Origin of the sequence: Blautia wexlerae (assembly GCF_013300825.1) — a bacterium.
Taxonomy (GTDB): domain Bacteria; phylum Bacillota; class Clostridia; order Lachnospirales; family Lachnospiraceae; genus Blautia_A; species Blautia_A wexlerae_B.
Map to the genome: position 1 here is coordinate 37194 of NZ_JAAIMY010000020.1, position 14347 is coordinate 51540.

The following is a 14347-nucleotide window of genomic DNA, read 5'->3' on the forward strand; positions in this document are numbered from 1 at the left end:
TGTGTTATATAATATAGTGTATAAAATTCTATAAATTTACAATCAGACAATAGAATTTTTGAAGTTACTTACAGCAATTTCCCAAAGGCAGTGCATATATAGCAATTTTAATGGATTTTTACAGTCACTTATAAGGCTGCCAGATAATTCAATGTTATTCAGAATAGGATGTGACAACATGAAAATAGAAAAGATCAACGACAACCAGATACGCTGCACACTGACAAGAGAAGACCTGGAGAACCATCAGATCCGTATCAGTGAACTGGCTTACGGCACTGAGAAAGCCAAGAAACTTTTCCGCGATATGATGCAGCAGGCACAGATACAGTTTGGTTTTGAGGCAGATAATATTCCATTAATGATCGAGGCCATCCCGGTGAGTACCGAGAGCATCATCCTGATCATCACCAAAGTGGAGGATCCAGAAGAACTGGATACCCGCTTCTCCAAATTTGCTCCATTCAAAGGAAATGATAAATCGGATACTCTTCAGCTTGACGGTGCAGATAATATTATCGATATCTTCCAGAAGCTTTACGAAGCAAAAATGAAGAGTACTCAGACAAAAGATGGCAAATCTGCTCAAAATACCGAAACAAAGGAAATTGACAATGCTCAGGTTCCTGATGTAAATCTTATCCGCCTCTATGAGTTCGATACGCTAGATGATGTAATTGCTGCCGCCCATGGGCTGAACGGCTATTTTACAGGTACAAATACTCTGTACAAAGATCCGGCTGATGAACTTTACAAGCTGGTTCTCCACCAGTCATCACTTTCCCCGGAAGATTTTAACAGAGTATGTAATATTCTTACGGAATATGGACACGGAAAGGCATTCTCCCTTTCAGGGGAGGCTTATCTGACAGAACATGGGGAACTGATTTCTAATTCTGCCCTTCAGCAGCTGATCCAGTTGTAATAAGTCAAAAAGGATGTCCTGAACTTATTCAGAACATCCTTTTTACGTGTCAGTCTATAACAATTCCACAATTGTTACTGTTCACACAATTGCCATAGTCCGTCATATGATTACCTTTCAGGAAAATTATTCTCCAAGAAAATCATTAATCTGGTTAACCAGTACATCAACATCCAGTCCATGAACCATAGCTGCTTCTTCGAGAGATTCCATCTGGGAAGATGGGCATCCAAGGCAATGCATTCCTGCTCTCATAAGAATCGGTGCGATATTTGCATCAATCTGAAGAAGCTGACCGATCAGCATGTCTTTTGATACTTTAGCCATTGTATATTTCCTCCTTAATTTTTCTTCATACTACTCAGCTTTTATAGCTTCTGATATTATAATACTATTTTACTCTGGAATCAACTGCAAACTTTTAATTTTATCGTTCCTCCCTGAAATACGGAAGTCCCAGCGCAGCAGGCGGCTGGTGTTCCTTTTTCTTTCGGAAGCTTGTGAATACCAGTACGATAATCGTTACCACATAGGGCAGTGCTTTAAATACTTCCTGCATGCTTCGTCCAAGTCCCGGGATATAAAGATACAGGATATAAAGAGCTCCGAACAGGAATGCTCCCCAGATTGCATTCAGTGGTTTCCATAATGCAAAGATTACCAGTGCAACAGCAAGCCAGCCACGATCTCCAAAACCATTGTCTGTCCAGGTTCCTCCTGAATATTCCATTACGAAATAGAGTCCGCCCAGACCTGCCAGACCTGCACCGATACAGGTTGACAGATACTTATATTTGATAACATTGATACCTGCTGCATCTGCAGTTCCCGGATTTTCACCGATTGCCCTGAGATTCAATCCCGCTCTTGTCTTGAACAGAAAAAACGATAACAGGACTGCTATAATAATACAGAGATATGTAAGGAAACCATAATTAAATAAAATACCTCCGATAACCGGAATCTTAGACAATCCCGGGATTTTTGCCGTATAGGCACTTCCTGTTACTTTTACGGAAATCTGTCCTACACCACCTGCAAGCTTGGAAATAGAACCGCCGAAGAAGTTACCAAAACCAGTACCAAAAATGGTAAGTGCAAGACCTGTTACATTCTGATTTACACGAAGTGTGATAGTCAGGATACTGTAGATCAGACCTCCGATTGCAGCACATGCAAATGCACACAAAAACGATATCAGTACACCCACAAGTGCATTGGGATCAGGATTATCCTTCTCATAGAGGAAAGCTCCCATCAGACCTGAAATACCGCCCATATACATAATTCCCGGAATACCAAGATTCAGGTTACCGGATTTCTCTGTCATAATCTCACCAAGCGCCCCATACAGAATACAAATGCCCTGGACAATTGCTTTTTGAATAAAAACTATCAGTACACTCATTGCCGCTACCTCCTATTTCTTTGCACGCTTTACTCTGTAGTTGATAAAGAATTCTGCACCGATCAGGAAAAACAGAATGATTCCCAGAAGAACATTGGAAGCATTCTCATTCAGTCCATACTGTGTTGCGATCTGTACGGCACCCTGGTTCATAAATACGATGCCAAAGGAAACTGCAACCATAATAAATGTATTAAACTTAGAAAGCCATGCGACAATGATCGCGGTAAATCCACGACCGCCTGCTGTTGCAGTGGAAATCGTATGGCTGGCTCCGCTGACAATAACAAAACCTGCGATACCACAGATTGCACCGGAGATTGCCATTGTACGGATAATAACCTTTTTCACCTGGATACCGGCATATCTGGCAGTATTCTCGCTCTCACCTACTACTGCGATCTCATAGCCCTGCTTACAGTATTTCAGATAAATAAACATTCCCACTGTCAGAATCAGGACAATGACTACATTCCAACCATATTTCTGTCCGAACAATTCCGGAAGCCATCCGCCTTTTGTAGCCTGATTGATGATACCGACTGTATTGGAACCTTTCGGATTTTCCCAGAATACAATACAATAAGTTACTACCTGCATGGCAACATAATTCAACATCAGAGTAAACAGTGTCTCATTTGTATTCCAGTTTGCTTTAAATACCGCCGGGATCATTCCCCAGATCATTCCGCCAAGTGCACTTGCCACAAACATTACGATCAGGAGTAACCCTGTAGGCATCTTATCTCCTGCATAGATCATGACGGCAGCAGAGCAGGCACCACCGATCAGGATTTGACCTTCTGCACCGATGTTCCAGAATTTCATTTTAAATGCAGGTGCCAGACCAATGGAAATACACAGCAATACCATTGTATCTCGTATGGTCTGCCACAGACGGCGTTCCGAACCCATTGCTCCATCCCAGATTGCCTTATAGACATCCACCGGATTCATCTTTACCAGGGCAACGATTACCGCTCCGCACACGATCAGTGCAAGGATCAATGCAATGAAACGGATCAGAAGACGTTCCTGCCATCTGGCTTTGTTTCTTCTTTTACTTACCTGTAAGAAAGGTTCTTTCTTCATGCCTGTGTCCCTCCTTTTTCATGCTTCGTCATAAGAAGCCCGATTTCTTCTTTCGTTGCAGTTCTTCCATCCTCAATTCCGCTGATTTTACCTCCGCAGAATACTGCAATCCTGTCACACAGTTCAAGAACTACATCAAGATCCTCAATAACACAGACTACTGCAACCCCTTTTTTCTTCTGTTCATTCAGAAGGCGGTAGATCACATGGGAAGTATTGACATCCACACCTCGAGTTGGGAAAGCTACCAGAAGTACTTTCGGATTCTGGGCGATTTCTCTTCCTACCAGAACCTTCTGTACATTTCCTCCTGACATCTGACGGACAGGTGCAGAAATACTTGGGGTCATAACTTCAAGCTGTTCTTTGATTTTTAACGCCAGTGCCCTTGGACCTTTTCGATCCAGGAATGGACTTTTGCCATTGCGATAGCTTCTGAGCATCATATTATCGGTCATATCCATATCGCCCACAAGCCCCATACCAATACGGTCTTCCGGAACAAAAGCAAGGCTGATCCCTGCTTTATTAATGGAGATAGAATCCATTCCTGCAAGTTCTGTTCCTTTTCCCTTGTCATCAAGCAGGGTAATCGAACCGTTCTCTATCGCCTGGAGTCCTGCAATTGCCTCCAGAAATTCTTTCTGACCGCTTCCGGAAATGCCGGCAATACCCAGAATCTCTCCTGTATTTACTGTCAGATCAACATCATCCAGAGTTTTTACCCCTTCTTTATTTCTACAGTTCAGCCCTTTGACTACTAATCGTTTCTTTACATTCTCCGGTTCAGGACGGTCTATATTTAGATCTACTCTGCCGCCTACCATCATTTCTGACAGACTCTGTGCATTTGCCTGAACCGTTTCTACTGTATCAATATACTTTCCTTTTCTGAGGATTGCCACACGGTCTGATAATGCCAGAACTTCCTGGAGTTTGTGCGTGATGATCATAATAGAACATCCATCTTTTCTCATATTTCTTAAAATATCGAATAACCTGTCAGACTCCTGTGGTGTCAGAACTGCAGTCGGCTCATCCAGGATCAGAATCCTTGCACCACGGTAGAGCATCTTTATGATCTCAACTGTCTGCTTCTGGGAAACGGACATTTCATAGATCTTCTGTGACAGATCCAGTTCGAAGCCATATTTATCTACCAGCTTCTGAATATCCTCTGTGATCTTCTTCATGTCCAGCTTTCCCTTTCCCGGAAGTCCCAGAACAATGTTCTCTGCTGCTGTCAGTACATCTACCAGTTTGAAATGCTGATGTACCATACCGATTCCCAGTTCATAGGAATCTTTCGGTGAACGGATCGTTACTTCTTTTCCATTTACAAAAATATGTCCCTCATCCGGATAATAAATTCCATAGATCATATTCATCAGAGTTGTCTTTCCGCTTCCGTTTTCCCCCAGAATTGCAAGAATCTCCGATTTTCTCAGTGTGAGATCTACATGATCATTCGCCTGGACCGAACCAAAACGCTTGGAAATATCTCTAAGTTCAAGTGCATAGTTTTCTCCCACTATCGTTTCCTCCTTTTATCCAATGATATCCAATCCACAGTAAAAGTCTTGTCTCTTTGACTGCTGATATCATTTAATCCTACTTCTGAATTATGGAATCGCTCTCCTGTATACTCCATAATACAGCAAAAGAAACCTTCTGTCAGAGGACTTCAAGACTTCCTTTGCACGTACGATATGAAAACAGCAGAGCTGCCGCCCGGGCAGCCCTGCTGTCGTAAATTGCTCCGTGCTTTGCAGCTCCCGCAATTTTTTTTATTCTGTAATAGATGTAATTCCATCAATCGCAATATCAAATGCAGGTGCGGAACCATATTCAGATTCATGGAAGTATCCGTCAGAAATATACTCTGTATCATCCTTCTTATAAGTATCAAGTTCTTTGCCGTCTACTGTAAATGCAGATGTATCAAATACATGAAGGGATCCATCAATGAGCGCATCTTCCACTTCTTTGACCTTTTCTTCTGTACCCTCTGCTACAGTTTTGTCGTTGAGAACTGTGATCTTATCTGCACCTTCTGCAAATCCTTTACACCAGTCAGTATCAATTGCTGTGCCGTCAAGCATACACTGTACTGCGTATGTATAATATACGCCCCAGTCCATAGATGCAGAAGTAAGTGCTGTGTTAGGAGCAACAGATGTCATATCAATATTATAACCTACACATGGAACGCCTGCTGCTTCGCATGCTGTAGGAGCACCTGTTGTATCTGCATGCTGGCTGATCAGTACACAGCCGTCAGAAATCAGAGCATCTGCACACTCTTTCTCAAGGTCAAAGCTTGCCCAGCTGTTTGTATATTTTACTTCCATTGTTACAGATGGGCATACACTCTTTGCACCAAGATAGAAAGCTGTATAACCGGAGATAACCTCTGCGTATGGGAATGCACCTACATAGCCCATCTTGCATGCGTCTTCTTTTACTGTTCCGTCCTCGATCATTTCATTCAGTTTCAGACCTGCAACTACACCTGACACGTAACGTGCTTCATAAATATTTGTAAAATAGTTATGCATGTTGGAAAGTCCACTGGATGCAGCCTGTGTTCCTGTTGCATGACAGAACTGAACCTCCGGATATTCCCCTGCCGCTTCCAGTATATAAGTCTCATGTCCAAAGCTGTTTGCAAAGATGATCTGACATCCCTGATCTGCAAGGTCTGCTGCCGCATCATAGCATCCTTCATCTTCACCGATGAGAGTTTTCTCAATAATCTGAGAATCGTCAAGACCAAGCTTCTCTTCCATCTCATCAATTCCTTTCATATGAGCTGCTGTGTAACCTTCATTCTCATCACCGATATAGATTGCTCCTACTTTCAGGTCCTCTTTTGCAATCCCTTTGCCTTCATCTTCTGCAAATACCGGTGCACTCATGGAAACCGCCATTACTGCTGCAAGTCCAATTGCCAATGCTTTCTTCATTCTTCATTCCTCCATTCTTTCTATTTGTTTTCTGATTCCTGCTACGGAACAAAAGAGGCACAACTTTCTGTGTTATGCCTCCTTGCAAGTATCTTTACTATAACTGTTTATGTCTGAATTGTCAATAAATTCAGCAAAAACGCACTTTCTTTTTGATAGTCTTATTTTTTTTGTATATTAACAGACTATTTTTTATCATACAACTCTCTTGTTTTTGCAGAACACCTTACCCTCTCTGGCAGATATCCGTAATTTCAGCAGAATATACGTTACTGTTCACTCTGTTCACAGTAACGTAGCCAAAATTCATTCCAGATTGCCTGCGGCAATGGAATTTTGGCTTGTATGTCTCGGGATTTTGGCATATTCATGCCAAAACACCTCGCGGGATAGTGATGTGTGAACAGTAACGAATATATCGGTTCTGTGTCAGACGAATATTCGTAATTGAACCAGGAGACTTACTTGATTCAATCAAAGTAAGTAAATACTAACTTAATATTATTTTATAATGTATATGATTTTATACTTGTAATTCAGACAAAGATATATTAAAATGTATGCAGAACCCCGAAAGGGGCCTAAAACGTTATTACAATAAGGAGGATTCTAATTATGGCATATGTAATTTCAGACGAATGTGTAAGCTGTGGAACATGCGAAAGCGAATGTCCTGCAGAAGCTATCTCTCAGGGAGATGAGCATTATGTAATCGACGCTGATGCATGCTTAGACTGCGGAACATGTGCAGATGCATGTCCAACAGAAGCTATTCATCCAGCAGAATAATTCATGATTTCAAAACAGCTTCATCTCTGTTTACCGCAGAGACGAGGCTGTTTTTCTTTATGGATAACTTTTACAAATGTTTTCTTCTGATTCTCCTGTTTCTTTTTTCAAGTGCAGCAGCAGCCTCTTTTCTCGCAAGCTGTCTGTTTCGGATTGTTTCATCCAGATCCCGGCACTGATCTTCTCCTTCTTTTTTCATATGTAACTCCTGAGTAATCAGACGTTCCAGGATTTTCTGAAATTCAAGCATTTTTTCTCTCTCTGGCTGTTCATCTTCAAGCAGTTTCACTTTACTCTCAGTAGTTCCGGGTGCAGTCCTTGAAATCCTTGGAACCAGTTCTTTAATTGCTCTTAAGGCAAGTCCTCTTTTCTTAAGTTCCTTTATATTAGCCAGAAGCGTAATATCATTTCCTGTATAGTAACGATGTCCCTGCTCATTCCTGCATATCCTCAGTTCCAGTTCTTCCTCCCAGTATCTGAGGACCGATGCCCTCACACCAAGGATTTCTGCGGTCTGAGTCACAGTATACCGCTGCTCCATGCTGCCCCTCCTCCTTTTGAGTCCATTTTTCCATCAGAAAACACTGATGCATATCAGTAATCCTGATATCATGTACATTCATTATAAAACTCCATACTGAGATTGCAAGAAGTTTCGGTTGACAAACTCCACTATAAACCTGCATTTTGATACAAAAAAACAGGGAAACAGTACCATATTCTTCCCTGATACTGTTTCCCTGTGAAATTTTTCTGATGTTATTCAAACCAAACACATCCCGGCAAAGCGTTTATCTCCGTCAGAAATCGGACTCCTGCCAGGATAAGTTATTTCTTCATATTCACAAACTGTGTATATCTCGGCAGCCATACCAGTTCTACCGTTCCGATAGGGCCGTTTCTCTGTTTGGCAATAATGATCTCCGCGATATCCTTCTTTTCTGTGTCCTTATGATAATAGTCATCTCTGTAGATAAACATTACCACATCGGCATCCTGCTCTATGGCTCCGGATTCTCGAAGATCCGAAAGCATTGGTCTGTGATCCGGACGCTGTTCTACCGCACGGCTAAGCTGAGACAATGCGATCACCGGCACATTCAGCTCTCTGGCAAGAGCTTTCAGAGAACGGGAAATATCTGAAATTTCCTGCTGTCTGGAATCACTTTTTCCACTTCCGCTCATGAGCTGCAGATAGTCGATCATGATAATCCCGAGATTATGTTCCAGCTTATATTTCCTGCATTTGGAGCGCATTTCCGCAATAGAAATACCCGGCGTATCATCAATGATCAAATTGGATTTACCGATGATATCTGCTCCCTCTACCAGTTTGGTCCAGTCCTCGTCTTTCAGATTACCCGTTCTCATATTCTGGGAATCTACATGAGATTCCATTGCCAGAAGTCGGTTCACCAACTGCTCCTTTGACATTTCCAGACTGAATATGGCAACTGTGACATCTTTGCGAAATGCCATATACTGCGCAATATTCAGGACAAAGGCTGTCTTTCCCATAGAAGGACGGGCCGCAATCAGCACCAGATCAGAAGGATGCATACCTGATGTTTTATAATCCAGATCCACAAATCCTGTAGGAATACCTGTTACAGAACCTTTGAGCTTAGACGCTTTTTCTATGTTATTAATAGCATTCAGAACCACCTGCTGAATCGGAACATACTCTTCATTGTTGCGTCTCTGAAGAATATTGAACAATTTTTTTTCTGCTTCTTCCAGAATAATCTCTGTATTCTCCTTCTCCAGGTAGCAGGTGTTGGCAATCTCTTCATTTGCCTTGATCAGTCTGCGAAGGACTGCTTTCTCACTGACGATCTTTGCATAATACTTTACATTTGCAGAAGTAGGAACTGCTGAGATCAAATCTCTTACATATTCCATGCTGCTGATATCCGGCGGGAGTTCTTTCTCCTTTAAACGATTCTGAAGGATCACCAGATCTACCGGTTTCCCTTCATTACACAATTCCACCATTGCATCAAAGATGATGCCATATTGTTTTTGATAAAAATCGTCGCTGGTAAGTATCTCAGATGCCACAAGGATTGCATCTCTGTCCAGGATCATTGAGCCGATTACAGACTGCTCTGCCTCTATGCTATGGGGGAGTATCCTTTTAATCAGCGCTTCTTCCATTCTTTATCCCTCCGGAAGACTTATGCTTCTTTTACCCATACTTTAAGAGTTCCTGTTACCTTCGGATGTAATCTGACAGGCACCTGGGTAACACCAAGTGTACGGATTGGCTCAGGAAGCTGCAGTTTCTTTTTATCAATGTCAAGATTTAACTGTTTCTTTGCTGCTTCGGAGATTTCTTTGGAAGAAACGGAACCAAAAGTTCTTCCGCCTTCTCCTGTTTTCAATGTAAGGATGATTTCTTTTGTCTCGAGATCCTTTGCAAATGCCTGTGCCGCTTCATATACTTCTTTTGCAACCTTCTCTTCGTTTGCTTTCTGAAGTTTCAGGTCATTTAAATTCTTTGGGGTTGCCTCCAGCCCCAGTTTCTTAGGAAGGATCATGTTTCTTGCATATCCGTCACTTACATTTACAATCTGTCCCTTTTTTCCAAGTGCTTTTACATCTTCAAGTAAGATTACTTTCATTTTGTATTTTCCTCCTGATATTCCTGATCTATGATGTCTTTGAGAATTCTCTCCACTTCATCCGGAGAAGCCTTAACCTGAGCACCGGCAATATTCATATGGCCGCCTCCGCCCATCTTTTCCATCATTACCTGCACATTAATTTCATCAATAGCTCTGGCACTGATATAAACTTCATTATTGTACTGAGTCAGTACAAAGGATGCCTTAACCCCTGCAATATTCAGAAGTTCATTGGCTGCCTGTGCTCCTATGACCGTAGGACTGTCCAGATTTTCGCTTGGACATCTGGCAATGGCATAGCATTCTCTGTAAATCTGCGCAGTTCTCACTGCTTCTGCACGTGCCTGATAAGATTTCAGGTCATCTCTCAATAATTTACGTACTCTAGTCACATCTGCTCCACTTCTTCTTAAGAATGCAGCAGCCTCAAAGGTGCGCACACCTGCACGCGTGGTAAAGTTATTTGTATCAATCATAATTCCTGCATAGAGACAATCTGCCTCTATATTGCGGATACGCAGATCATCTGAAAAATACTGCAGGATCTCCGATACCATCTCACAGGCTGAGGATGCATAGGGTTCCACATAGGAAAGCACCGCATTCTCTATCACTTCGCTTCCCCGCCTGTGATGATCCAGCACAACAATTGTTTTGGTCATGTGCAGAAGTTCCTCACATTCCGTATAGCTTGGCCTGTTAGTATCAACTACAACCACTACTGTATTGTTATCTACCATATCTTTAGCCTGCTCGCTGTCCACAAACATTGAGGGCTCATAATCAGGGTTATTCACATATCCCGCAATCAGTGGTCTGATAGACTTTGTCGGATCATTCACTACAATACTGACAGATTTTCCAAGTGTTTTACCTGCACGGTAAATACCGATGGCAGCTCCAAGCGCATCCACATCCGTGATTTTATGTCCCATGACAACGACTCTGTCTTTCGTACTCATGAACTCTTTCAGTGCCTGAGCTTTTACTCTGGCTTTTACGCGGGTATTCTTCTCCATTTGCTGAGTCTTTCCGCCGTAATAGGTAATATTATTTCCATTCTTAATAACAACCTGATCGCCGCCACGTCCAAGTGCCATCTCTATGGCAATACGTGAATACTCATAATTTTGAAGATAAGTGGACGCATTCAGTCCCACACCAATACTCAAAGTGATTGCCATCTCATTTCCGATATTAACTGTTTTAACCTCGTCCAGAATATGAAATCTCTGTTCTTTCAGAGCTTCAAGGGAACTCTGACGCATGATCAGGAAATATTTGTCCTTCTCAAGTTTCTTTACAAGACCATCAAAATTGGAAAAATATTTCGTAATCTTCCGGTCAATCAGAGCAATCAGAAGTGAACGCCTCACATCCTCCACACTCTCAAGTGCTTCCTCATAGTTATCCAGATAAGCCAGTGCCACAACCAGTTTATTGTCTTCATTCTTCTTCATGTACGCTTTCAGTTCTGTATTATCATACAGATACATGGCGATCAGGCTGACATTTCTGTCTGTATTCTCCAGAAGTTCACTGTCTGCAACAATCTGGCCAAGAGATACTCTCTGCATGGAAATACGATAAGTCTTCTCTCCAAACTGAGTGCTGATCTCGCTGATTTCCTTCTTATCTGCAACCGGCAATTTGTCAGATGTTATATCAGGAAAAACAGTGTTGACATTTTTCTTATAAAACTGATCTTTACCTGTAAGTTCCGCAAATACTTTATTGGACCAGATCATTCTGCCATTCATATCCATGATGGCATAGGGCAGTGCCAGGTCTTCGAGGATTCTCTTCTCAAGTGAATCGTACTGATTAGCAAAGGCTATCAGTTCATTTACAAGGAAAGGTCTGTGACATCGGAGTATCATTACCGCACATCCAACATAAATAAGGATTCCGCCTGATACAATGAGACCTGCTTTCACACTGACAAAATACACCCAGATATTAAGTACGATCAGCAAAGCTGAAAGAATCAACGGCCAACGCATGAATACTTTCATATGCCCTTTTAATTTCAGTTTATCACTCATATCTTTCTTTCCGTTCTTCATCATTCTATTGTTTCGCCTGTGTACAGCAGATGAGCTGTGCATTGGCAGGTACTGCAAAAAACGCCCTGTGAATTATATTATAACAGATTCAAACAGAATTTACCATAGTAACAGAAGAACGTGCAAAAATAATTGCGTTACTGTTCACTCCGTTCACAGTAACGCAAAAATGCTGCCCCGCCAAATGCGAAGCAGCATTTATCATCTTCAGAATTAGTCCTGGATGTATGGCATCATAGACATATGACGTGCTCTCTTGATAGCAACTGTCAATGCTCTCTGATGTTTTGCACAGTTTCCTGTGATTCTTCTTGGGAGGATTTTTCCTCTTTCAGAAACATATTTTCTTAATTTTGCTACATCCTTGTAGTCGATCTCGTTATTCTCTTTACCACAGAATACGCAAACTTTTTTTCTTCTGCGGCCGCCTCTTCTCTTCATTGGAGAGTCTGGTCTTTCGCCTCTATTGTAAGCCATGATTGCTTTCCTCCTATTTTATTCTATCAGTTTGTAATAAGCTCTAATTAAACGGCAGTTCTTCATCAATTCCATCCGGAATGTTCATGAAGCCGTCTGCACTGGCTGCTCCCGGAGCCGGCATGGATGGTGCAGGTGTCGGTACTGATGTCTGCGGATGGGAAGCTGCGTAATTATCGCTGGCTGCCTTGCTCTCAGCAAACTCCTGTTCCTCAACTACTACCTCTGTTGTGTAGACCTTCTGGCCATCACGATTAGTGTAGCTGCCTGTCTGAATGCGTCCTGAAACAATGATCTTAAGTCCCTGACGAAAATACTTCTCTGCAAACTCGGCTGTACGTCCAAAGGATACACAGCTGATAAAGTCTGCTGTTGCTTCACCGTCACGGCGGAATCTTCTGTCTACTGCCAGTGTATATCTGGCAATTGCCAATGCATTCTCTCCTGCGGAATATCTCACCTCAGGATCTCTTGTTAAGCGTCCCATTAAAATTACTTTGTTCATATAAATACCTCTTCGTTTCTGCTTTGAATGAATGGTTGAACGGATCAATTAATGGTGCCTTCTAAAATCCACTCTGTATAAGATTATGCGTCTTTTCTTACGACTAAGTATCTTAATACATTGTCCATGATACGAACGTGTCTTTCAACTTCCGCTGGGCACTGTGCGTCTGCTTCAAACTGAATGAAATAGTAGAAGCCTTCATGCATTTTCTGAATTTCGTAAGCTAATTTTTTCTTACCCCATTCTTCTACTTCTGTGATAGTGCCGTTGTAACGTGTGATGTATCCTTTTGCTTTCTCAACAACTGCATCACGTACTTCGTCTTCAACTTTTGCACTAACAACTAATGCTAACTCGTACTTGTTCATGTCTTGCTTTACCTCCTTATGGTCTGTTGGCCCTTTGCCTGTCAAAGAGCAAGGATATAAAATATATCACGAGTGTTGATTCTAACATAGTTTTTCGTGTCTGTAAAGTACTATTTTTCTTTTTTTATCAAATTTTTAGTATTTTTCTCAACCATCTTGCGCGGTACCATGATCTGATGTCCGCATCCTGTACATTTCAGGCGGAAATCAGCACCTACCCTTAAGATTTCCCAGTCTCTGCTTCCGCATGGATGGACTTTCTTTAATGTAACGGTATCACCAACTTCATAGGGAAGTCCCATAATCTCTTACTCCTCTTATATAACTTTGACAGTAACTGTCCGGTATTTCGCCAAATAGCGAACCGCTGAACAATTACCCTTGATTTTTCAGACACGCTAGCAATGAATCTGTGAAAATACCTGTCCGATCGGCTCCTGGATCAAAAGGTCTGCATATCTGTCTCTCGGAGTCGGGGATTTATTGATCACTACCAGATGCTCACCGCGGAAATAGTCGATCAGTCCTGCTGCCGGATAAACAGCCAGGGAAGTTCCACCGATGATCAGAACCTGCGCTTCTGAGATTGCTTTCACTGCCTCATTGATTGTCTGGTTGTCCAGACCTTCTTCATACAATACCACATCCGGCTTGATAATTCCACCACATTCACATCTCGGAACACCTGTGGATGCTTTCATGTGGGCAAAATCATAGAATCTGTGGCATTTCATGCAGTAATTACGGTATACGCTTCCATGAAGTTCCAGAACCTTCTTGCTGCCCGCCATCTGATGCAGATTGTCTATATTCTGGGTGATAACAGCTTTCAGCTTGCCTGCCTGCTCCAGTTCTGCCAACTTCAAATGTGCTGCATTTGGTTTTGCAGTGTCGCAAAGCATCTTGTCTCTGTAGAATTTGAAAAATTCTTCCGGCTTTCTCATAAAGAATGTATGGCTTAAGATCGTTTCCGGAGGATAGTCATATTTCTGATGATAAAGTCCGTCCTGACTTCTGAAATCCGGGATTCCGCTCTCTGTGGAAACACCTGCGCCGCCGAAGAAGACAATATTGTCATATTTGTCTACAAATTCCTGTAATCTCTCAACTTCTCCTGCCAT

The 14347-nt window shown here is 42.1% G+C and carries 16 protein-coding genes; 2 read left to right on the forward strand and 14 right to left on the reverse strand.

All coding sequences use genetic code 11. The annotated features are described in order from the left end of the window. Positions 1-178 precede the first annotated feature (178 nt). A complete protein-coding gene (locus G4417_RS11035; protein WP_173683469.1) occupies positions 179-925 on the forward strand; it encodes an adaptor protein MecA in 747 nt (248 codons plus the stop codon). Between the two features lie 126 nt (positions 926-1051). Here G4417_RS11035 and G4417_RS11040 read toward each other — a convergent pair whose 3' ends face one another. The 5 genes from G4417_RS11040 to G4417_RS11060 all read right to left on the reverse strand — a co-directional run bounded on the left by G4417_RS11040 (position 1052) and on the right by G4417_RS11060 (position 6343). Then, complete coding sequence (locus G4417_RS11040) at positions 1052-1252, reverse strand: DUF1858 domain-containing protein (protein ID WP_008707923.1); 201 nt, start codon at positions 1250-1252, stop codon at positions 1052-1054. 100 nt (positions 1253-1352) lie between these two features. After that, positions 1353-2333, reverse strand: coding sequence for an ABC transporter permease (locus G4417_RS11045; protein WP_008707922.1), 981 nt, complete (start codon positions 2331-2333; stop codon positions 1353-1355). Positions 2334-2345: 12 nt separating this feature from the next. Next, positions 2346-3425 (reverse strand): ABC transporter permease, encoded by a 1080-nt coding sequence (locus tag G4417_RS11050; protein ID WP_055054058.1) that lies wholly within the window; start codon positions 3423-3425, stop codon positions 2346-2348. Continuing rightward, complete coding sequence (locus G4417_RS11055; RefSeq protein WP_173683470.1) at positions 3422-4957, reverse strand: ABC transporter ATP-binding protein; 1536 nt, start codon at positions 4955-4957, stop codon at positions 3422-3424. Before G4417_RS11055 ends, G4417_RS11050 begins: the two co-directional genes overlap by 4 nt. 255 nt (positions 4958-5212) lie before the next feature. Further along, on the reverse strand, positions 5213-6343 hold the full coding sequence (locus G4417_RS11060) for a BMP family ABC transporter substrate-binding protein (protein WP_420314195.1): 1131 nt from the start codon (positions 6341-6343) through the stop codon (positions 5213-5215). Between the two features lie 663 nt (positions 6344-7006). Here G4417_RS11060 and G4417_RS11065 point away from each other — a divergent pair. Then, positions 7007-7180, forward strand: coding sequence for a DUF362 domain-containing protein (locus tag G4417_RS11065; protein ID WP_008707918.1), 174 nt, complete (start codon positions 7007-7009; stop codon positions 7178-7180). A gap of 70 nt (positions 7181-7250) precedes the next feature. Here G4417_RS11065 and G4417_RS11070 read toward each other — a convergent pair whose 3' ends face one another. The 9 genes from G4417_RS11070 to G4417_RS11110 form a co-directional block, all read right to left on the reverse strand. Next, entirely contained in the window at positions 7251-7721 is a 471-nt protein-coding gene (locus G4417_RS11070) for a MerR family transcriptional regulator (protein WP_173683472.1), read from the reverse strand. 287 nt (positions 7722-8008) lie between these two features. After that, complete coding sequence (gene dnaB, locus G4417_RS11075) at positions 8009-9337, reverse strand: replicative DNA helicase (protein ID WP_173683473.1); 1329 nt, start codon at positions 9335-9337, stop codon at positions 8009-8011. 20 nt (positions 9338-9357) lie between these two features. Further along, a complete protein-coding gene (rplI, locus tag G4417_RS11080) occupies positions 9358-9804 on the reverse strand; it encodes a 50S ribosomal protein L9 (protein ID WP_008707912.1) in 447 nt (148 codons plus the stop codon). After that, positions 9801-11852 carry a DHH family phosphoesterase gene (locus G4417_RS11085; RefSeq protein WP_173683493.1) on the reverse strand — a complete coding sequence of 684 codons (2052 nt, stop codon included), beginning with the start codon at positions 11850-11852 and terminating at the stop codon, positions 9801-9803. The genes rplI and G4417_RS11085 overlap by 4 nt, the downstream gene beginning before the upstream one ends. Positions 11853-12086: 234 nt before the next feature. After that, on the reverse strand, positions 12087-12350 hold the full coding sequence (gene rpsR / locus G4417_RS11090) for a 30S ribosomal protein S18 (RefSeq protein ID WP_008707906.1): 264 nt from the start codon (positions 12348-12350) through the stop codon (positions 12087-12089). Positions 12351-12393: 43 nt separating this feature from the next. Then, positions 12394-12855 carry a single-stranded DNA-binding protein gene (locus G4417_RS11095; protein WP_173683474.1) on the reverse strand — a complete coding sequence of 154 codons (462 nt, stop codon included), beginning with the start codon at positions 12853-12855 and terminating at the stop codon, positions 12394-12396. 83 nt (positions 12856-12938) lie between these two features. Next, complete coding sequence (gene rpsF / locus G4417_RS11100) at positions 12939-13226, reverse strand: 30S ribosomal protein S6 (RefSeq protein ID WP_020993443.1); 288 nt, start codon at positions 13224-13226, stop codon at positions 12939-12941. Positions 13227-13336: 110 nt separating this feature from the next. Next, positions 13337-13528: a DUF951 domain-containing protein gene (locus G4417_RS11105; protein WP_173683475.1), complete on the reverse strand. Its 192-nt coding sequence runs from the start codon at positions 13526-13528 to the stop codon at positions 13337-13339. Between the two features lie 96 nt (positions 13529-13624). Beyond that, the gene (locus G4417_RS11110) at positions 13625-14347 is read right to left on the reverse strand and encodes an NAD-dependent protein deacylase (protein ID WP_119243342.1); all 723 of its coding nucleotides are present in this window, start codon (positions 14345-14347) and stop codon (positions 13625-13627) included.